The organism is Streptomyces sp. ERV7 (assembly GCF_001653515.1).
Lineage (GTDB): Bacteria > Actinomycetota > Actinomycetes > Streptomycetales > Streptomycetaceae > Streptomyces.
On record NZ_LYOY01000001.1, the window covers coordinates 537619 to 557970 of the forward strand.

Genomic DNA, 20352 nt, shown 5'->3' on the forward strand with positions numbered 1-20352 from the left:
CCTTGCCACTTTCAACTTATAGCGCAGTGGGGGGCTTGCCGCAAGGCCCCGGGGGTGGGGCAGAATCGCGCATCGAGCTCAGAAGCTGCAGGCAAGAGGGGGATTCACGAAGTGCGTGTGTTGTTGTCGGTTCACAGGTCGTGGGGAGACACCGAGCCGGTGGGAGGGGTCGCGCCGACGTCACGGGCGCACGGCACCGGACCGCGGGTGTGCGCGCCGTCGTTCCCCGCGGCCGAGGCCGCGAGCCCCGCCCCGGATCGGAGCTGATGACATGACCAACCTGACCACCAGCGCGTTCGACCTTCCCCAGCGGCTCTCCCTCAAGGCCGACCCGGCGCTGATCGGCGGCGACGAGCGGCACTTCGCGGCCATCGCGGAGAGCCTCGCGCAGTCGATCGCCGAGCTGTCCGACCGTCTTGAGGCCACCCGCCGCGCGCCCGGCGGTATAGGCCGGGAGGCCATGGACCGGGACATCGAGATCCACCGCGTGACCGGTCGCCTGCGCACCCTGCGCCGCTTCGGCCTGGACCTGTGCCTCGGGCACTTCGTACACCAGGACGACAGCGAGCCCGTGTACATCGGGCGCCTCGGTCTCACCGACAGCACGGGGCGCCGGTTGCTCGTCGACTGGCGCTCCCCCGCGGCCGAGCCGTTCTTCGCGGCGACCCACGCCAACCCGATGGGCCTGACCAGCCGTCGCCGGTACCGGTGGACCCGCGGCCGTATCAACGACTACTGGGACGAGGTGTTCACCGCCGAGGGGCTGGAGGGGCGCGCCGCACTCGACGACCAGTCCGCGTTCATCGCCAGCCTGGGCGGCAACCGGTCGGCCCGGATGCGGGACGTGCTCTCCACCATCCAGTCCGACCAGGACGCCATCATCCGCGCGGGTTCGCGCGGCGCTCTCGTCGTCGACGGCGGCCCGGGTACGGGCAAGACCGTCGTCGCCCTGCACCGCGCCGCCCATCTGCTCTACTCCGACCCCCGTCTCGGTCACCGCCGGGGCGGTGTGCTGTTCGTCGGCCCGCACCGGCCCTATCTGGACTACGTCGCCGACGTCCTGCCCAGCCTCGGCGAGGAGGGCGTGCAGACCTGCCTCGTACGGGATTTGGTCACCGAGGGAGCCTCGGCGGGCACCGAGACCGACCCGGACGTGGCCCGGCTGAAGTCGTCCGCGGACATGACGAAGGCGATCGAGCCGGCCGTAGCCATGTACGAGGAGCCGCCCACCAAGGGGATGACGGTCTCCACCCACTGGTCCGACGTGTGGCTCAGCGCCCAGGACTGGGCCGACGCCTTCGCGGCCGTGGAGCCCGGCACCCCGCACAACGAGGCGCGCGACCAGATACGTGAGGAACTGCTCACGATCCTGATGGACAAGCACGCGGAGGAGTACGAGGACGACGACGAGGTCTCGCCCCAGTTGCTCCGCAGGTCGCTGCTCCAGAACCGGGAGCTGATGGGAACCTTCAACCGCGCCTGGCCGATGCTGGAGGCCACCGACCTCGTCGGCGACCTGTGGTCGGTGCCCGCGTATCTGCGCAAGTGCGCCCCCTGGCTCGGCGCCGACGAGGTACGCAGGCTCCAGCGCGCGGACTCCCAGGCCTGGACGGTGTCCGACCTGCCGCTCCTGGACGCCGCACGCCAGCGGCTCGGCGACGCGGAGGCGTCCGTGCGCAATCAGCGGCGCGAGGCCGCCACCGCCACCGAACGCGCCCGTCGGGCCGAGGCGATGGCCAGCATGCTGCAGAACGTCGAGATCGACGAGAGCGAGGGCGCGCTGGGGATGCTGCACGGGCGGGATATGCAGGACACCCTGATCGACGAGAGCGCGCTGCCCACCGCCGAACCGGATCTGCTGGCCGGGCCGTTCGCCCATGTCATCGTGGACGAGGCGCAGGAACTGACCGACGCCGAGTGGCAGATGCTGCTGCTGCGCTGCCCCTCCCGGAGCTTCACCATCGTGGGCGACCGGGCCCAGGCCCGGCACGGCTTCACGGAGCCGTGGCAGGAACGGCTGGAGCGGATCGGCCTCGACCGGATCGAGGTGGCCTCCCTGAGCGTCAACTACCGGACACCCGAAGAGGTCATGACCGAGGCCGAGCCGGTCATCCGGGCCGCGCTCCCCGACGCCAACGTGCCGACCTCGATCCGCAGCAGCGGCCTCCCCGTCCTGCACGGCTCGGTGGCGGAGCTGGACGAGATCCTCGACGGCTGGCTCGCGGCCCACGACGAGGGCGTGGCCTGTGTCATCGGCGCCCCCCGGTTCCGGGAGACGCCCCGCGTACGCTCGTTGACGCCGACGCTGTCGAAGGGGCTGGAGTTCGACCTGGTCGTCCTCGTCGACCCCGACACGTACGGCAGCGGCATCGAAGGGGCCGTCGACCGCTATGTCGCGATGACCCGCGCGACCCGGCAGCTCGTCATCCTCACGAGCGCCTGACCCCCGGCACCCCGCCGCACCGGAGACGTGTGGCGGGGTACCGCCCGTGCGGAAAACCCCTCGCCTCCCCCGTGCCGCGTCGTCGACCATGGCCGTATGAGCAACCTCGTCGCACCTCCCGCCACCGGCGTCCGCACCGACTGGGGACAGGTTCCCGAGCACGTCCGGTCCGCGCTGGAGGCGCGGCTGGGCGCACCGGTCGTCGACGCGGTGACCCAGCACGGCGGGTTCTCGCCCGGCGTGGCCGCGCGGGTGCGGCTGGCGGACGGGCGGTGTGCCTTCGTGAAGGCGGTGAGCGCCGAGGCCAACCCCACCAGTCCACTGCTCCACCGCGCCGAGGCCCGTGTCTGCGCCGCCCTGCCGCCCAGCGTCCCCGCACCGCGGCTGCTGGCCACCCACGACGACGCGACCTGGGTGGCTCTCGCCTTCGAGGACGTCGACGGCCGCCAGCCCCATGTGCCGTGGCAGGCCGAGGAGTTTTCGCGCGTTCTGGACGCGATGGGCGAGCTCGCGCACACCCCGGCGCCCCTGGACCTCCCGGCCGTCGTGGAGAGCGAGGCCGAGTCCTTCCGGGGGTGGGAGCAGCTCCTCGACGACAGCGCACACGGCCGGGAGCGGCTGGACCCCTGGGTGCGGCGGAACCTGGCCGCTCTCGCCGATCTCGCCGCGCCCTGGGGCGAGTTCGCCTCGGGCGACACCCTCGCCCACGGCGACCTGCGCGCCGACAACATGCTGCTCACCGCCGACGGCCGTGTCGTCCTCGTCGACTGGCCCCATGCCGTACGGGCCGCACCCTGGTTCGACCTGCTCCTGATACTGCCCTGCGTACGTGCCCAGGGCGGCCCTGCCCCGGACGGCGTCTTCACCGCGCACCCGGTGGGCCGGGACGCCGACCCCGAGGGTGTGACCGCCACCCTCGCGGCCCTGGCCGGCTATTTCGTACGCCAGTCGCTGCGGAGCGCGCCGCCCGGACTGCCGACCGTGCGCGCCTTCCAGGCCGCGCAGGGCGCGGCGGCGCTGGAGTGGCTCAGGACCCGGCTGGGCTCGCGGCTCCCCTGGCCGCCACCCGGCCACCCGCCGGGCGCGGCGACTTCGAGGACTCGCGGGGCAGTCGAGCGAAATGCGAAACCCCGGACGTAGGCTGAAGCACTGCTACTTGATCGTACATATATTCCATTTGCGCCCTTGTGTCTCGCAAGGGACGAGAGAGGGGACCCACCGATGGCAGGCGCTCGCCCCGAAGGCACAGGAGCTTCGCAGACGTCCGGCACCCCGCAGGGCACGCCGCCCGGCGCCCCGGCCGCGCCGGAGCAGGTGACCAGCGAGTTACTCGAACTCTCCCTGGGCTACCTCTACTCCGCCGCCCTGCACACCGCCGCGCGCTTCAACATCGCCGACCACCTGGCGGACGGCCCGCGCAGCGCCGACGAACTCGCCAAGGCCGCCGGGGTCGACGGCCCCCACCTCTTCCGTCTGCTGCGCTTCCTCGCCACCAAGGGCGTCTTCCGCGAGGACGACGAGGGCCGCTTCCACCTCACCCCGCTGGCGCAGCCCCTGCGCACGGACACCGAGCGCTCGCTGCGCGACTACATCATGGTCCGAGGCGAGCCGGTCTTCTGGCAGTCCGCGGCCCAGCTCCACGAGGCGGTGCGCACCGGCAGCACCGCTTTCGAGAACGTCTACGGCGTTCCCTTCTACGACCACGTCGCCGCCGACCCGGAGCTCGGCAGGGCCTTCAACTCCAGCATGGCGGCGTTCTCCGAGACGCTCAGCAACGACGTCGTCGAGGCCGTCGACTTCTCCGGCGCCACGACGGCGGTCGACGTGGGCGGCGGGCGCGGTGGTCTGCTGCGCGCCATCCTGCGCCGCAACCCGCACATGACGGGCACCCTGGTCGACCTGGAGCCCGTGGTGGCCGGGCACGTACTGGACACCCCGGAGCTGACCGGCCGCTGGAGCGCCGAGGCCGGGGACTTCTTCGCCTCCGTGCCGTCCGGCGCCGACGTCTACCTCCTCAAGCACGTGCTGGCCAGTTGGCCGGACGAGGAGTGCGTACGCATCCTGCGGACCTGCCGCGCGGCCATGCCCGCGGGCGCACGGCTGCTGGTCATCAACGCGATGATCCCGGCGGGCAACGAGCCGCACCCGGGCAAGACCATCGATCTGCTGATGATGACGGTCCTGAACGGCAAGGGCCGCACCCGCGCGGAGTACGAGGCGCTGCTCGCCACGGCGGGGTTCAGGGCCGCCCGGCTTCTGGAGGCCTCGCCGCACGCGTCGGTGATCGAGGCGGTCGTCGCCGACTGAGGCCCCTTACCCACCCGGTGAGGCCGGGGGCCGCCGCCTGCGGCCCCCGGTCGGTCCCGCGAAGGCCCGGCCGGTCAGGGCTGGAGCCTGCTGATGTCCCAGCCGCCGCCGGTGCGGTCGTAGCGCAGCCGCTCATGCAGGCGGTCGGTGCCGTCGGCCCAGAACTCCACACAAGCGGGGACGAGTCGATACGCGGTGAAGGTCACGGGGCGCGGCAACGGAAGCTTCGGCCGCGCCAACTCCCGTGCCGCGGCCCGCAGCTCGGCCACCTCGGCGAGTCCGTCCATCGGACGGCTCTGCCGCGCGGCGGTGGACATGGCGTGGGTGAAGACGGGCCGCGCGAACCACATACGGTCGGCCTCGGCGTCGGGCAACTGCTCCACCGGCCCCGCCAAGGTGATCTGCTGACTGGTCTCCCGCCAGTAGAGGACGCCGGACGCCCAGGGGTTCTCCGCCAGTTCCCGCCCCTTCTGGCTGCTGCTGTGGCTGAGGAAGACGAGCCCCTCCTCCGCCACCGAGGTGAGCACCACGATGCGGGAGGAGGCCCGGCCCCGGGCGTCGGCGGTGGCCAGGGCCAGTGCGCGCGGCTCCCGCACCCCCTGCGCGATGCTGTTCTCCAGCCAGGAGGCCAATAACCCCATCGGCCCGGGCGGCGGTGTCGAGAACTCGGGGAACTCCACCGCGATGCTGCCGGTGAGCGTCTCCGAACGAGGGCCGCGCCTCTCACTGCTGGCGGTCTCGACAGGAGATCCGTTGGTCCGGGGCAGGTCAGACATGAAGAATCCTTTCGATTGTTTCGCCATGATGTCCTGCCGCCCCGGTGGCGTCGAGATCGCAACTGCGCCCCTCGACCGCCGCATTTGGCTGGTACCCGTGGGTTTCAGCGGGCACTGCCGAGGTCGCGGTCTCCCTCGCCTCCCTGAAGCATCAAGGTGGTCTCCTCGATACGGCGGAAGCGGCCGTCGGGGGCGAGGTCGGCGAACACGTACACCTCCATGCTCACCGTCGCCCCGTCCGCCTTGGTGATGTCGACGGTGTGCCGGTCGGCGTACTTGGCGCCGTCGTACAGCTCCTCGTGCACGGTGACGCGGCCGTCGGCGACGACGGTGCGCAGGTGGGTGATGTGCTCGACGAACTCGGCGCGGTCGGCCCACTCGCCGTCCGTGCGCTGGCGGTAGTCCGGGGCGAAGTGACGGCCGGCCGCCTCCTCGACGGTGATGTCGCGGTTGAACAGCAGGTCGTCGAGGGCGGTGGCGATACCGATGCGGTTCATGGTGGGTCCTCTCCACACAAGGGAACACTGCGTGCGCCGCGCACGCTTCTGGGAGCACCCTAACAGGAACCGCGTGCGCCGCGCACGCTATTCTTGGAGTGTGGAAAACGCAGTGGGACACGAGATCGCGGACGCGCTGGGCGTGCTGCTGAGGCGCACCACGCGCGCGCAGCTGCACCGGCAGCTCACCGAGGGCATGGGCGAGGGGGTGGACGAGGTGACGTACCCGGTGCTCAGCGCGCTGGCGCGGGCCGGGCCGCGCAGTGCGGCCGATCTGGCCCCCGACGTCGGCATCGACCGCTCCGGCGTCACGCGCCGCGCATCGAGGCTGGAGGCCGCGGGGCTCGTCCGCCGCGAACCCGACCCCGACGACGGGCGCGCCCATCTGCTCGTCCTCACCGAGCAGGGCCGGCTCGCGGTGACGGAGCTGCGTACGCGCCTGGCCGCCCACATCACGGCGAGCCTGGCCTCCTGGCCGCCGGGCGAGGCCGAGGCGTTCGCCCGGCAGCTGCGCCGCTTCACGGCCGACGGCCCGTTCACGCGGTAGGCGGAACGCGCTTGGCCCACCGGCGGCTGACGCGCCGGTGGGCCAAGGCGGATGACGGGTGCTTCAGTGCGTCGTGCCGACGCTCGGGGGGCTCGGCCTGGTGGTCACTGCGCCATCTCGTACGCCCCGGACAGCGCCTCCACCCGCTCCCAGACGCGCGCCGAGCGGGCCTCGTCGACGACCGGACGACGCACCGCGCCGAGCGCCCAGGTCTGCTGTTCCTCGGTGGCGGAGTCCTTGCCGTACAGCTCCACGGCGTGCGCGGAGAAGTCACGTACGAGAACGGCGAACAGCTCGTCGAGCACGTCCTCGTCCAGGCCCGTCAGACGGGCCTGCTCCAGGATCAGCTGGCCGTGGACGACGAGCGCGAACAGCTGGCCGACGGCGAGCAGGAGGTCGAGGTCACGGCTCTGCTCCTCGTCGGGAGCGGCGGTCGTGACGAACGTGCACAGCGCGTCGGCCTGCTCGCGCAAACGGGCGACGTTGGGCAGGGCGGCGTAGCCGTCGTAGGCGGCGCGCCAGTCGTGGAAGCGTACGGAGCCCAGGCCGCGGGCCGGGCCCTGCCGGAAGAGGAAGTCGTCGTCGGCCGCGTCCAGGCGGGCCGGCACGGCGGGGTAGTCCACCGGCTCCAGCAGGTGGTTGCGCATGAACTTGAGGATCAGCGCGAGGTTGACGTGGACCGTGCCCTCCAGCTTGGGCAGTCCGCGGATCTCGATCGCCGCCTGGGCGAAGTAGTTGTCCTTCTCGAAGCCCTTGGCGGCGATGACGTCCCACATCAGGTCGATGACCTTCTCGCCCTCCGTGGTCACCTTCATCTTCGTCATGGGGTTGAAGAGCAGGTAGCGGCGGTCGTCGGGGCCCGCGGTGCGGAAGTAGTCGACGGCGCGGTCGCTGAAGAGCTTCATCCCGACGAGGCGGACGTACGCGTCGGTCAGCTCGCGGCGCACGTGCGGGAAGGCGGTGACGGGGCGGCCGTAGAGGATGCGGTTCTGGGCGTGGGTGACGGCCTCGTACATCGCGTGCTCGCAGATGCCGATCGAGGCGGTGCACAGGTTGAACTTGCCCACGTTGACGGTGTTGAGGGCGGCGTCGAAGGCGGCGCGGCCGGTGTGCAGGACGTCGGCGGGGACGACGGGGTAGTTCTCCAGCCGGAACTCGCTCACGTACTTCGATGAGTCGACGACGTTCTTCACCAGGTGGTAGGCCGGGTGGCGGCTGTCGGCGGCGAAGAAGACATAGCCGTCCGGGCCCTCGATGTCGGTGCGCCGGCCGAAGACGGAGACGAGCCCGGCGGCGTTGCCGTTGCCGATGTAGTACTTGGAGCCGGTCGCCCGGAAACCGCCGTCGCCGTCCGGTTCGAGCAGCATGTCGGTGGAGTAGATGTCGGCGCCGTGCGTCTTCTCGGAGAGACCGAAGGCGAACACCTCACCCTGGGAGAGGAGTTCGGCCGCGCGGGCGCGGGCGTCGGCGTTGTCGCTCTGCCAGACGGGGCCGAGGCCGAGGATGGTGACCTGCCAGGCGTACCAGTAGTCGAGGCCGTAGAAGCCGAAGATCTCGTTGAGGGCCGCGATCCGGGCCGTGTCCCAGCGCTGGTCCGGGTTCGCGGCGTCGGCGGCCGGGGTGAGGAAGGTGGCGAACAGGCCTTCCTTGGCGGAGAACGCCAGGAAGTCCCCGAGCCAGGCGCGGGAGCGGTAGTCCTCGATCAGCTTGCGCTTGCCTCGCTCCTCGAACCAGTCGACGGTGGCGCGCAGGAGCCTGCGGGTCTCGGGGTCGAAGTGCGCCGGGTCGTAGGTGCGCGGGTTGAACAGCAGGGCGTCGGCCATGAGGGTTCGCCTTTCGGGAGGGGCGGGGTCGAGGGTCAGTGGTCGTCGGTGGCCGGTGAGCCGCTGGACAGCCGACGGATGGTGGCGAGGACGTCGTCGAGCCAGGCGATCGTCATCCGCTCGTACGCGATGCCGCCGCGCAGCACGACGTGCTGCAGCTCCTGGCCGGTGTCGAGCGGAACGGGGGCGGCGGGGCCGGTGAAGTCGCGCAGCTCCCCGGCGAGGTAGTGGGCGAGCCGGGCGCTGTGCACCCGGCGGTGCCGCTCGACCTCGTGGAGCACCGCGGCCGGGTCGTCGAAGGCCGCGCCGCGGATCTTCACCGCGAGGTCGTGCCGCAGGCTCTCGGGTTCGATCGGCTCGTGCAGCCACTGGGAGAGGGCGGCACGGCCGGGGCCGGCGACGGAGTACTCCTTCTTGTCCGGCCGGCCCTCCTGGGCCACCTCGCGCACGGCGAGCATGCCGTCGCCCTCCATGCGCTTGAGGACGCGGTAGATCTGCTGGTGCGTCGCCGTCCAGAAGTAGCCGATGGACCGCTCGAACCGCCGGGCCAGCTCATAGCCTGAGCCCGGCTTCTCCAGCAGGGAGACGAGGATCGCGTGTTCGAGCGCCATACCGCGATCCTTCTATGCAACTCGTTGCATAGCCAAGCCGCACCGCCCGAGTGAGACCCGGATCACCCGGGACGGGGGCGGCGCGGCGGGAAGCGTGCGGCACCGTCGGCGCCCGGGGCGGTGCGGGCCGCGCCGCGAGCGTCCGTATATGAAACATAGATGCGCCGCTGCGACACTCGGCTCAGAACAACCCGCAGGCCACGCCGCAATCGTTGACCTGCCCGAAAGACAGGGAACTCCCGTGCAGCACAACCTGAAGTCCGTCGCCCGCCGTCTGACCGTCCTCGTCCCGGTGCTCCTCGCCGCCCTCGTCGCCGTCTCGGGGCCGGTCCTTTCGGCGGACCACTCCGGCGGGACGGCACGGACCTCCCTGGCCGACACCCCGGGCCACGGCAAGGACCACGAGGAGTTCAACACCAAGGCGTGAGGACCAACCACCACGGGGAGCGGGCCCGGCCGCATGGGGGCGGCCGGGCCCCGGTCTACACCGGTACGGCCCCGGTGGCGTCCACCAGAAGCCGCGCCTGCCCGGCCTCGGGCAGCCCGGCCCGGGTGAACACCTCCAGCGCCTCCCGCGAGTGCGCCAACGCCTGCTCGTGGTCTTCGGCGTCGACGGATATACGGGCGTGGATCAGCAGCGCGTAGCCCCGGTCGCGGTCACGGTCGGGCACGGTCCGGAAGTAGGACACCGCACGGGCGGCCGCCTCCAGCGCCGGCTCGACGCGGCCCAGGACGCGCAGGGTCTCGGCGTAGCGGTACAGGGCCTGCGCCCGCTGCCCCGGGATCCGCTCGGCTTCGCAGAGCTCCAGGCACTGCTCGTAGTCGGCGAGCGCCTCCGGCAGACGGTCCAGTTCGTGCAGGGCCTGGCCGCGTACGCACAGCGCGTGCGCGATGCCGTGGTGGTCCGCCATCGCGCGCAGCGCGTTCAGCGCCTCGTCGCAGGCGGGCAGCGCCTCGTCCGCCCTGCCCCCGCGGATCCTGGCGAGCGCGGCGTTGAGCGTGGTGGTCAGCCCGCCCGAGCGGTGCCCCAGCTCCCGGGCCAGGGCGAGCGCCCGGTCGAAGTACCCGGCCGCGTCGTCGTAGCGCTGCTCGAACTGCGCGATGACACCCAGGTCGTTGTAGGCCTGCTGCAGGATGGAGCGGTCCCCGGCCCGTCGGCACGCCTCGGCGGCCAGTTCGGACTCGGTCCTGGCCTGCGCCAGCTGGGTCGCCTGGAGCGCCGCGTTCCCGCAGATGAAATGGGCGCGGCCGGCCGCGTGGTGGTTGCCGTGCAGCGCGGAGACATCGGCCAGCGCCCTCGCCGTGACGGCCATCCGCCCGTACGGGATGTCCTGGCCGAACGAGCTCAGAGCCACCAGCAGGTCCGCCGCCACCGTCAGCAGCTCCGGTTCGGCACGCTCGCCCCGCGCGACCAGGAGCTGGACGGCGTGGACGGCGCAGTCGACCTCGGCCACGACCCAGGCCCGCGCCTGCGCCAAGGTCGCGAGCCGCTGCTCTCCCGGCTCGGCGCTCACCACGGCGATCGTGCTGTGCACCGGGTCTCCCGGCACCATCCGCTGGAACGCCTCGGCCGCCCTCCGCAGCAGATGGTTGAGCAGCCGGCGCTCCACCGCGAAGTCCGTCCCGCCCGACGGATCGGTGTCCGGCTGCGGCACGTGCAGCGCGAAGTCCCGGCCGAGCTCGTGGTACCGGTACCGTCCGGCCTCCGGCGATTCGAGCAGCGCGGCATCGACCAGCGCTTCGAGGAGGGTCTCCGTCTCCGGCTCCCCCAGCCCCAGTGCCGCCGCCGCGGCGGGCAGACCGATGCTCGGCCAGGCCACCGGGGCCAGCGACCGGAACACCATCGCCTGACTCACCGTCAGCTGACGGTAGCCGAGCTCGAAGACGGCGGAGACGGCCAGGTCGTCGGCCCGCAGCTCGCTCAGCCGCCGCCGCTCGTCGGCGAGGCGGGCCAGCAGATACGCCACCGTCCAGCCCGGCCGTGCGGCCAGCCGGGCGGCCACGATCCGCACCGCCAGCGGCAGATGCGCACAGGCGCCGACCAGAGCGACCGCGGCGGCCTCCTCCTTGTCGACCCGGTGCGCTCCGACGACGTGCCGCAGCAGGGAGAGGGCTTCGGCCGGGCTGAACTCGGTGAGCTGGACATGGGTACCGGACGGCACACCGGCGAGGTGGGCCCGGCTGGTCACCACGACGGCGCAGTGCACGGCACCGGGCAGCAGCGGTTTGACCTGCGCGGTGTCGCGGGCGTCGTCGAGCAGCAGCAGCACCCTGCGCCCGTCGAGGACCGTACGGAACAGCCGGGCGCGGTCCTCCACCGAGCCGGGCACCTCCTGGCGCGGCACGCCCAGCGCGGACAGGAAGCTGGCCAGGACCGCGCCGGGGTCGGCCGCGTCCGCGCCCGTGCCGCGCAGGTCCGCGTAGAGCTGGCCGTCGGGGAACTCCTCCTTGACGCGATGGGCCACCCGCAGGGCCAGCGCGCTCTTGCCGATACCCCCCATGCCGCTCACGGTGGCGACGGCCAGAGCGGTGCGGTCCCGGTCGCCGAGCGCCTCGCACAGCGCGGAGAGCGTGTCGGCGCGGCCGCTGAAGTCGGCGATGTCCGCGGGCAGCTGCGCCGGACGCGAAGCGGAGACCGGGCCCCCGGCGTCCGCGGTCTCTTCCCGGGTGGCCAGTGGCACGGCGGGCGCCGGGGCCGGCGCGGCCAGCTCGGCGTCTCCGGCCAGCATCCGCTGGTGCAGCGTGCGCAGCTCAGGACCGGGATCGAGCCCCAGCTCCGCCGCGAGCACCTCGCGCGCCGACCCGAACACGGCCAGCGCGTCGCCCTGGCGCCCGGCGGCGTACAGCGCCCGCATCAGGAATCCGTACGGCCGCTCGCGCAGCGGCTGTTCGCCGATGAACGCGGTCAGCTCCGGGATGACCTGGGTGTGCCGTCCCAGCAGGAGGTCGAGGGCGAAGCGTTCCTCCAGGAGTTGCCGGCGCAGCTCGGAAAGGCGGGAGCGCTGCTGCTCGGCGAACGGCCCCGGCACCCCCGCCAGCGGTTCGCCGCGCCACAGGCCCACGGCCTCGGCGAGCAGTGCGGCCGCCTCCTCGTGGCGTCCGGCCTCGCGCGCCCGTGCCGCGTCGGCGGCCAGCTGCTCGGCGCGGAAGGCGTCGACCGTCGCGGGCGGCACGGCGAGCCGGTAGCCGTCGTTGACCGAGGCCAGGACCTGTGGATCGCGGCCGCCGCCCTCAAGGATCTTGCGCAGCCGCCATACGTACGTCCGCAGGATCATGACCGCGGAGCCCGGCGCGGCCTCGCCCCAGACGCCGCTCATCAGCTCGTGCAGGGGGACGACATGACCGGATCGCAGCGCCAGCGCGGCGAGCGTCGCCTGCTGCTGGGGCGGGCCACCGGGCACGATGGTCCCGTCGATCTGTATGCCGATGGATCCGAGCACGAAGAATTCCACAGTTCCCCCGGCGCGCACGCACAAATCTCACCGGCTGCTGGTCTCCAGCGGTCTGGCGCAGACCGGTAAACGGAGGATCATCTTACGGTGTTGGGGATTCCGGCCAGATACGCCGTGATGGCGGCCGGTTTCAGACCGATGGTCGCCACATCGGCCAGCGGCACCCAGACCAGCCGGTACTGGTTGTCGCCGCAGTCCCGCTCGCTCTCGGGGCCGCCGAGCCGCGGCGTGCCCGCGGCCGGGCCCATCACGAAGTAGTGCTCGACCCGCCCCGCGTTGTCGAGGGTGTGCAGGGGCGACTCCACCGCGGCGCGCAGCCCCGTCTCCTCGGCCAGTTCACGTACGCACGCCTGCTCGGGTGTCTCCCCTTCCTCGACCCCTCCGCCCGGCAGGGTGTAGTACTCCGCGCCGTCCTTGCGGCGGTGGATCAGCAGTACGGCGTCGTCGCTCCGGACGATCGCCACGGCCCGGGACTTCATCGGGTCCTCCCATGATCGACAAGTGTGCGCAGGACGTTACCGAGGTCGTCGCGCCCGTTCCAGAAGTGCAGTGCCAAGGCCGTGCACACGGCCCGGTCGGCGGGGTCGAGGGTGTCGAGGTCGAGGACGCCGACGGCCCGCATGACCAGGTACGGGGCCAGTCGGTGGTCGAAGAGCTCGGGGCCGAAGGCGTCGGCGAAGACGTCCAGCAGCCGGCGGAGCAGGTCGGCCCTGGCGGGCGAGAGCCGGTGGGCGAGGTCGATGCGCAGCGTCGCGGTGCGGGGGTCCAGGCGCGCTCGGCACAGCGGGGCCCCGTCGGCGTAGGGCGCCTCCCGCCACCGGTAGGCGGCCGGATGGTACTTGGGGAACAGATACCCACCGCCGAGGAAGAGCGACCAGAAGGCGGTCGCCAGCTCACCCCGTACGTCGTTGTGCCCGGCGTTGCTCAGGTCGACGAAGACCGCGCCCCTGCCCACGTTGGTCTCGCTGAAGTCGCCCTGGGACAGCATGCACTCACGCGCACCGAGGTCGTGGAAGAAGGCCGCGGTGCCCTCCATGCACTCCCGCATCGTCACGGGCTGCGGCACCGAGCCGACCACCACCCGCTGGTCCAGCCAGGGGAGACGGCGCTCGAAGTACCAGGGGACGAGCCGTTCGCCGACGCGGTGGGCGAAGAAGGCGTCGATGGGCGAGGACGAACACACCGTCCGCCGGGCGCAGTTCGCACGGATCCGGTCGAGCAGCAGGCCGACCTCGTGCTCCGGCAGCAGTGTTCCGGCCCGCTCGGCCCGGCACAGCAGGTCGAACAGGGTGCCCCGCCCCAGCCCCATCGAGGGCAGGTACTCGTACATCATCACCGTCCCGGCGTCCGTGCGCAGCAGGGACAGCAAGGTCGGCACCTCATTGCCCCCGGCGCCGAACTCCAGGTACCCGGCGAGTTCGGCGACGGCGCTCCGGGCCCGTACGTACTTGAAGAAGTGCGGCCGCCCGTCGCGCAGGGCGAAGCCGCAGGTCGAGTTCTTCAGCTCGCTCACACCGGTGATCCGGTAACCCCAGGACACCAGGGCGTGCCGCCAGGCAGGGGCACGCGAGCCGGCGGCGCTCGGCGGCGGGGGGAGCACCTGGACCCCGCTGAGCGCCTCGACGCCCGCCCAGTCGTGCGCGTCGGCCCGCTCGGCGAGCAGTTGCCGCGGGGAGAGCGCGGCCGCCGGCGCGGTCACGGGGACCCGGCAAGGCCGGTGCGCGCCCAGGCCGCCGCCCGGGCCGCCGTCCTCGCCCGCTCCGCCCCCGGCAGACCGAGGGCGTCGGCGTCCTTCAGCAGGTCCTCGACGATGTCCTGGACGCGCTGCTGGTAGGCGACGAAGCTGTCGCGGTAGGCCTCCTTGGGACCGGCGAAGCGCAGCGCGTCGTCGCCGTGCAGGTCCACCCCGCACTCCCAGTACGAGAACGTCGCCGCCAGTGCGGCCTTGCGGTCGAAGCACTCCGCGACGGGCGTGCGCAGATGCAGGGTGCGGTGCGGCAGGGTGGCCGGGGCCAGCAGTCCGCTCAGCCACTGCCGGTCACAGCCGCGGGCCTCCGAGCGGCCGATCACCGAGTAGAGGTAGCGGTCCATGATGACCACACCGCCCCCGGCGAGATGCGGGAGCACCTCCCGGTTGACCAGGTCGGTGAGGGAGGCGGCGTACATCAGCGCCATGGTGTACGGATCCCAGTTGTCGTACTTGCCGCGCGCCTTGGAATGCCAGATGAGCGGGTTCCTGATGAACGCGCAGACCCGGACGTCCCAGCCGTCCTCGGTCAGCGCCGCCTTCAGCAGCTCGATCTGGGTGGTCTTGCCCGCGCCGTCGGGTCCCTCCACCGCGATGAGCCGGCCCGGCACCACCGCATCGGCGGCCGCGGCGCCGATGTTGCGCACCGGAGCCAGGCGGGGGTAGGGCCGGATGACCTCGGCCGGGCCGGGAACGTCGTCGTCGATCTTCACAGTGCGGTACTCCTACGGGTCGTGCGGTGTTTCGGGGGGACTCGGATCAGCGGAGGGGCGTCGGGGCGGCGGCCAGATACCGCTCGAACCAGTTCAGGACGGACGAGGCGACGGCCGCGATCTCGTCGCGCCCCATCTCCCGGTACTCCGAACGGCTCGGAATGGTGGCCCTGTCCGCGTCCGGAAACATCCGGTCGAAGAGGGCGGAGATGGCGGCCGGCTCGGTCTCCTCGGCGCCGGCGAGCCGCAGCAGCATCTTGGCGGCGTTCAGCACCGACTTGTACAGGGCGTAGCGGCTCGTCTCGACGCCCAGCAGGGGGCGCCGGATCTCGTGCAGGGTCCGGGCCAGGTACTGGATGGTCTGCTGGTGGCGCTGCGGCCCGTCGAACTCGGGCAGCTCCAGATCGGCACTCAGGTACTGGCAGCCGATCCGGCCCCGCTGGAGCGAGTGCAGCGTGCTGAAGGTGCGTGAGTCGCAGCGCCGCAGCAGCAGCTCATGGCGGGTCAGTACGGTCATGCCGAGCTTGACGCCCAACTCGGTGCGCAGCCGGGCCAGTTCACCGGCCAGGTCGGCGGTGCAGCCCGCCTCGACCCCCACCAGTACGTCGAGGTCGCTCAGTTCGGGGTCGGCGGTGCCGAATCCCACGCTGCCGGCCACGACGAACAGCAGCAGCCGCTCGCCCAGCGCGTTGCGGATCCCCGTCAAGGCGGAGGCCGCGGCCCGGCGCAGCGCGGGCGGGGCCGCCAGCTCCAGGGGCTCGGTGATCCGCGGGGACTCCGCGGCCGGACGCGCCATGGAGCCCGTCATCAGGCGGTCGAGGGCGAGCTCCAGATCGGGGCGGGGGCCGGTGTTGTCGATGAGCAGGTCACAGGACCCGGCGATCCGGTCGGCTCCCCTCGCCAGCTTCACCTCGTCGTTGTGGGCGAGGGCGTCGGGATCGACCAGCGAGCGGCGGGCCCGCACCGGCGGGGCGGCGTCCAGGTAGACCACGCTCAGACGGTCGCCGAGCAGTCGCTTCAGCTCCCGGGTGAGCCCGGGGCGGTGCAGGCTCTCGATGGTGTAGTCGAGCAGGTAGTAGTGCGCGCGGGCGTACCGGTCCAGTTCGTCGAGCACCAGCTCGGCCAGCAGCCGGGGCTCCTCGTCGTAGGGCGTCGCGAGGCCGTGCCGGGCGGCGGCCAGCTCGACGAGGTACCCCAGCTTCAGCCGGGTGGTGCCGAACCGGCGGCGCAGATACTCCCCGGCGCTGCTCTTGCCGCTCTCCGACAGACCGCCGAGCCCGACGACCCGCCGCACGTCATCCAGCAATGGCCGTACGTACAGGCCGACTTGGGCCAGCTGGGACCGGAGCTGGTTCTGTACGCCGACGATGTCGGCCCGGTCCGCCTCGATCACCGCGTCGTGGCGGCCCCGGCGGGTTTCCAGGGCGGTGTGCAGCAACTGCTGGTAGCGGGCGTACCGCTCGTCCGCGACGCGCTCCCGTCCGACGCTGAGCGCGGCCCCGGCGGCCGGCGGGCCCAGGGACAGCAGCACGCTGTACGCCTCGGGCGCCGACTCGCCCAGGACCTCGGCGCGCACCTCGGCGACCAGGGCCTCCGCGTCCCGAGCCGAACGGTCGTCCTTGAGCATGACCGAGGCGACACAGCTCGCCTCCACGGTGGCCGGGCCACGGTCCAGGATCACCCAGCCGGGGCGGCCGGTGAGCGCGTCGAGTCGCCGCCGGTGGCCTTCGAGGAGCAGCCGGACCAGTTCCTCGCTCCGCGACTCGCTGAACCACCAGTGGGCCAGCTCGGCGCCGGAGAGCTTCGGCCACTGCGGGAGGTAGTGGTGGAGGCTTCCGCCGATGCGCACCTCGTCGCCGCTCGCCCGCTCAAGCAGCCTCAGCTGGGTGGTCTTGCCCGAGTTGTCGGCCCCGTCGAGGGCGATGACCCGGGGCTGGGGCCAGGCCCCGGCCTTCGTCTGCGGCCCCGGCGAGGGCTGGTGGCCGTTCACGAGGACCAGTCCTGCTGGAACTCGGTGTGCAGGCTCAGGCCCCCGTCGATCAGCACCGACTGCCCGGTGATGTAGCGCGCCGCGTCCGAGAGCAGGAAGAGGGCGAGCTCGGCCACCTCGTCGGGCTGTCCGATCCGGCCCAGCGGGATGCGCGCCTCGGCCCGGGCCTTCTTGTCCCGGTCGGACACCCAGTCCTGGTTCATCTCCGTGTCGATGGCGCCCGGGGCGATGGCGTTGACCCGGATCCCGTGGCCCGCGTACTCCAGCGCCAGGGTCGCGGTGAGCATCCGCAGGGCCGCCTTGCTCGCCGCGTAGCTGGCGAACCCGGGCTTGGGGACGGTCTCGTGGACGCTCGTGATGTTCAGGACCGCGCCGCGCACCCCCGTGTCCACGAAGTGCTCAAGTGCCGTGCGGGCACACAGGAACGCGCCGACCAGATTGGTGTCGACGACCCGGGAGAAATCCGCCAGAGAATGGAGGTGAGCAGCCGAGGGAAGCTGCTCACCGGCATTGTTGACCAGAAAGTCGAGAGAGTTCGTCCCGCTCAGCGCGAGCTGGTACATGTCCTTCACCGCGCCTTCCGACGAGACATCCGCCTCGACGAGCTGGTAGTCGGCGCCGAGACCGTCCAGATATTCCCGGGCCTGCTTTTCCCGGACGCGGCCTTCCGTACTGCTCCAGTCACGGTCGTTGAGCACCACACGAGCGCCGGACCGGGCCAGGCCCCAGGCTATTGATCGGCCGATCCCGGAACCCGCACCGGTAATCAGGGCGCTTTTGCCTGCCATCGGCAGCTGGTCGGTCATGGCTGGCCGAACCCCTCTCATCTGCTGGTGAGCAGCTCAGCCTGGCAAGCCTCCATATATCCCTGATCTACGTCCGACCGGCCCTGCATATACGGCTCATCAACGAATTATCTATACGCGAGAAAAACGAATGAGACCTCAGATCCGGGCTTGACGCGGCGTTTTCGATGCTCATATGTTTCTGGGGCACCCCCAACCGATCGAGAACGAGAAGGGAGGAAACGAAAATGCGAGCTCACAAGGTGTCGCTCCGTCCGCGTCTGGACAAGACGTCGACGAAGCAGCGGTAATTTCCGCTCATAAAAGCAGGGCGGAGCACTTGCTCCGCCCTGCTTTGTCTCTCCCCGCAGAACCGTGTCCCCCCTCAGCACCGCCCGAGAAACCATGGAAAGGCCGAGATGCCGCCCTCGCCCACCGTCGTCGTACCCTCCGCACTGCCGACGATCGCGCTGCTGGACGAGCGGCTGCGCACGACCAGCATCTGCCTCGCCGTCCGCTACGGCTCCCGCCACGACCCGGCGGAGCACGGCGGCCTCGCCCATCTGCTGGAGCACACGCTGATGTCGGCCCCGCTGGGCGGGCGCCCCTCGTTCTGCGAGCAGGTGGAGCGGCTCGGCGGTCACGCCAACGCCGAGACCGGCCTCGACATCATGCTCTTCTACGCCCAGGTGCACGCCGACGACGCCGACGAGGTGGCACGGCTGCTCCACCAGGCCGTGCTGCGGCCGGAGTTGACCGACGAGGTGCTGGACACCGAGCGCGACGCGGTCCTCCAGGAGCTCGCTGCGGCGCAGGCCGACCCGGGCGACGTCGTCCAGGACGCCTTCCTGTCCCGGCTCTTCCCCGCCCATCCGCTGGGCCGGCCGGTCGGCGGCGACGTCGGGCAGATCCGCCGGATCACCCTCCCCGCCGTACAGGAGGGCCATCGCACCAGGTTCCTCACCAGCGCCATGACGCTGGTGGTGACCGGACCCCGGCTGCCGGACCTCGACGGCCTCGGGCGGGGCCAGGGTGTCGCTGGTGATCACGTACGGCGATAGCGCTGTTCCCAGTCGATATCGGGCTGGCCTATCGCCTCCCGGGGGGAGGAACAGTGTTAGGCGAATACGTCGAACCACTGCTGACCTGGGGGGTCCCGTGCGGCAGGGGGGAGTAGTCAGCCCGTTTCCGTCGGCGCGAAGACGTCTGCCGAACGGAGCGATAGGCCAGCCCGATATCGACTGGGAACAGCGCTATCGCCGTACCGTGATCACCAGCGACACCCTGGCCACCGCCTTCGTGGTGGTCGCCATAGGAAACTTCTTCGGGGCCCGTGACGCGGCCAACTGGCATGAGAAGTGGGGAATCCTCACCTTCTGCACCGAGCTGCTGGTGCTGGGAACGCTCGCGGTGAGCCGGGCGTGGGCTCCGGCCGTGCTCGGCCAGGGCGCCGAGGAATTCCGCCGGCTCGGACGCTCGCTCTTCACGGCGGCCGTCGTCCTTGCGCTCGGCGGGATCGCCCTCACCTCGCGCAACATCAAACTCTGGATCTTCGTCGCGATCCCCGCGATCGCGCTCATCACGATGACCGCGCGGTATCTGCTGCGCCTCTGGCTGCACAAGCAGCGCAAAGAAGGACGGTGTCTGCGACCGGTGCTCGCCGCCGGGAGCCCGGACACCGTGCACGACCTGATCACCCGGACCCGCAAGTTCCCGCACCTCGGCTGGCGGGTGGACGCGGTGTGCACGACGGACGGTCTCGGGTCCGACGGTGACCAACTCGACGGAGTACCGGTCGTCGGCCGGCTGGCGGACGTCGCGGGCCATGTGCGCCGCGACGGCTACCGCGTCGTCGCGGTCACACCGGACCCGCACTGGTCACCGGACCGGCTGCAGCGGCTGGCCTGGAACCTCGAAGGCAGCGACGCCGAGATGGTCGTGGCCCCCGTACTGATGGAGGTGGCCGGCCCGCGGCTGCACGTCGACGCGGTGCTGGGGATCCCGCTGCTGCGGGTCAGCATGCCGACCTTCACCGGTGGCCGCCGGGCGGTCAAGGAGGTCGTCGACCGGCTGGGCGCGGCGATCCTGCTGATGCTGTTCACGCCGCTGATGGTGCTCGTCGGCCTGCTCGTGCTGGTGGACAGCCGGGGCGGGGCCTTCTACCGCCAGCGCAGAGTGGGCAAGGACGGCCGCGAGTTCACCATTCTCAAGTTCCGCACCATGTCCGCCGGGGCCCACCAGGCACGTGCCGAACTGGCCGACCGCAACGAGGGTGCGGGCCTGCTGTTCAAAGTCCGCCGGGATCCGCGGGTGACGCGGGTGGGAGCGGTGCTGCGCCGGTACTCGATCGACGAACTCCCGCAGCTTTTCAACGTACTCACCGGATCGATGTCGCTCGTCGGTCCGCGGCCTCCGCTGCCGGAGGAGTCAGCCGCGTACGGCCCGGACATCCGGCGGCGGCTGCTGGTCAAACCCGGACTCACCGGCCTGTGGCAGATAAGCGGCCGCAGTGATCTGCCGTGGGAGGAGGCGGTCCGCCTGGACCTGCGGTACGTGGAGGACTGGTCGCTCGCCCTGGACACAGTGATCTTGTGGAAGACGCTGCGTGCGGTGCTCTACGGCCAGGGAGCCTACTGATGCGCGAGGGACGGCGACGTCGTA

General features: G+C 71.6%; 17 protein-coding genes. 7 read left to right on the forward strand and 10 right to left on the reverse strand.

The features are described 5' to 3' along the window. The first annotated feature begins 271 nt into the window (after positions 1 to 271). From helR to A8W25_RS02400, 3 genes are all read left to right on the forward strand, one after another. Positions 272 to 2443 (forward strand): RNA polymerase recycling motor ATPase HelR, encoded by a 2172-nt coding sequence (helR, locus tag A8W25_RS02390; RefSeq protein ID WP_067154954.1) that lies wholly within the window; start codon positions 272 to 274, stop codon positions 2441 to 2443. Between the two features lie 96 nt (positions 2444 to 2539). After that, complete coding sequence (locus A8W25_RS02395) at positions 2540 to 3583, forward strand: phosphotransferase family protein (protein WP_067154957.1); 1044 nt, start codon at positions 2540 to 2542, stop codon at positions 3581 to 3583. An 81-nt stretch (positions 3584 to 3664) separates the two neighbouring features. Further along, positions 3665 to 4750, forward strand: a complete 1086-nt coding sequence (locus tag A8W25_RS02400) for a methyltransferase (protein WP_079125761.1) — start codon at positions 3665 to 3667, stop codon at positions 4748 to 4750. Between the two features lie 74 nt (positions 4751 to 4824). On the opposite strand, the gene phzG is transcribed toward A8W25_RS02400, so the two are convergent. Continuing rightward, the gene (phzG, locus tag A8W25_RS02405; RefSeq protein WP_079125762.1) at positions 4825 to 5526 is read right to left on the reverse strand and encodes a phenazine biosynthesis FMN-dependent oxidase PhzG; all 702 of its coding nucleotides are present in this window, start codon (positions 5524 to 5526) and stop codon (positions 4825 to 4827) included. Between the two features lie 104 nt (positions 5527 to 5630). Beyond that, positions 5631 to 6023: a nuclear transport factor 2 family protein gene (locus tag A8W25_RS02410; RefSeq protein WP_067154963.1), complete on the reverse strand. Its 393-nt coding sequence runs from the start codon at positions 6021 to 6023 to the stop codon at positions 5631 to 5633. A gap of 100 nt (positions 6024 to 6123) precedes the next feature. On the opposite strand from A8W25_RS02410, the gene A8W25_RS02415 reads away from it, so the two are divergent. Next, positions 6124 to 6570 (forward strand): MarR family winged helix-turn-helix transcriptional regulator, encoded by a 447-nt coding sequence (locus tag A8W25_RS02415; protein ID WP_067154965.1) that lies wholly within the window; start codon positions 6124 to 6126, stop codon positions 6568 to 6570. 104 nt (positions 6571 to 6674) lie between these two features. On the opposite strand, the gene A8W25_RS02420 is transcribed toward A8W25_RS02415, so the two are convergent. Together A8W25_RS02420 and A8W25_RS02425 are read right to left on the reverse strand one after the other, a co-directional pair. Continuing rightward, positions 6675 to 8393 (reverse strand): acyl-CoA dehydrogenase family protein, encoded by a 1719-nt coding sequence (locus A8W25_RS02420; protein WP_067154968.1) that lies wholly within the window; start codon positions 8391 to 8393, stop codon positions 6675 to 6677. A 35-nt stretch (positions 8394 to 8428) separates the two neighbouring features. Beyond that, on the reverse strand, positions 8429 to 9004 hold the full coding sequence (locus A8W25_RS02425; RefSeq protein ID WP_067154972.1) for a PadR family transcriptional regulator: 576 nt from the start codon (positions 9002 to 9004) through the stop codon (positions 8429 to 8431). A gap of 241 nt (positions 9005 to 9245) precedes the next feature. On the opposite strand from A8W25_RS02425, the gene A8W25_RS02430 reads away from it, so the two are divergent. Further along, entirely contained in the window at positions 9246 to 9431 is a 186-nt protein-coding gene (locus tag A8W25_RS02430) for a hypothetical protein (RefSeq protein WP_067154975.1), read from the forward strand. 55 nt (positions 9432 to 9486) lie between these two features. On the opposite strand, the gene A8W25_RS02435 is transcribed toward A8W25_RS02430, so the two are convergent. From A8W25_RS02435 to A8W25_RS02460, 6 genes are all read right to left on the reverse strand, one after another. Beyond that, positions 9487 to 12444 carry an AfsR/SARP family transcriptional regulator gene (locus A8W25_RS02435; RefSeq protein ID WP_234386132.1) on the reverse strand — a complete coding sequence of 986 codons (2958 nt, stop codon included), beginning with the start codon at positions 12442 to 12444 and terminating at the stop codon, positions 9487 to 9489. Between the two features lie 89 nt (positions 12445 to 12533). Beyond that, positions 12534 to 12935 (reverse strand): NUDIX domain-containing protein, encoded by a 402-nt coding sequence (locus A8W25_RS02440; RefSeq protein ID WP_067154978.1) that lies wholly within the window; start codon positions 12933 to 12935, stop codon positions 12534 to 12536. Further along, a complete protein-coding gene (locus A8W25_RS33215; protein ID WP_067154981.1) occupies positions 12932 to 14155 on the reverse strand; it encodes a hypothetical protein in 1224 nt (407 codons plus the stop codon). Before A8W25_RS33215 ends, A8W25_RS02440 begins: the two co-directional genes overlap by 4 nt. Continuing rightward, positions 14152 to 14916 (reverse strand): dTMP kinase, encoded by a 765-nt coding sequence (locus A8W25_RS02450; protein WP_067154984.1) that lies wholly within the window; start codon positions 14914 to 14916, stop codon positions 14152 to 14154. The genes A8W25_RS33215 and A8W25_RS02450 overlap by 4 nt, the downstream gene beginning before the upstream one ends. Positions 14917 to 14962: 46 nt before the next feature. Beyond that, a complete protein-coding gene (locus A8W25_RS02455) occupies positions 14963 to 16906 on the reverse strand; it encodes a hypothetical protein (protein WP_067154989.1) in 1944 nt (647 codons plus the stop codon). After that, entirely contained in the window at positions 16903 to 17712 is an 810-nt protein-coding gene (locus tag A8W25_RS02460) for a glucose 1-dehydrogenase (protein ID WP_158942367.1), read from the reverse strand. Before A8W25_RS02460 ends, A8W25_RS02455 begins: the two co-directional genes overlap by 4 nt. Positions 17713 to 18110: 398 nt before the next feature. Here A8W25_RS02460 and A8W25_RS02465 point away from each other — a divergent pair, with 398 nt between their 5' ends. After that, a complete protein-coding gene (locus A8W25_RS02465) occupies positions 18111 to 18752 on the forward strand; it encodes a M16 family metallopeptidase (RefSeq protein ID WP_067154992.1) in 642 nt (213 codons plus the stop codon). 97 nt (positions 18753 to 18849) lie between these two features. Further along, positions 18850 to 20328, forward strand: coding sequence for a sugar transferase (locus tag A8W25_RS02470; RefSeq protein ID WP_067154995.1), 1479 nt, complete (start codon positions 18850 to 18852; stop codon positions 20326 to 20328). Positions 20329 to 20352: the final 24 nt, after the last annotated feature.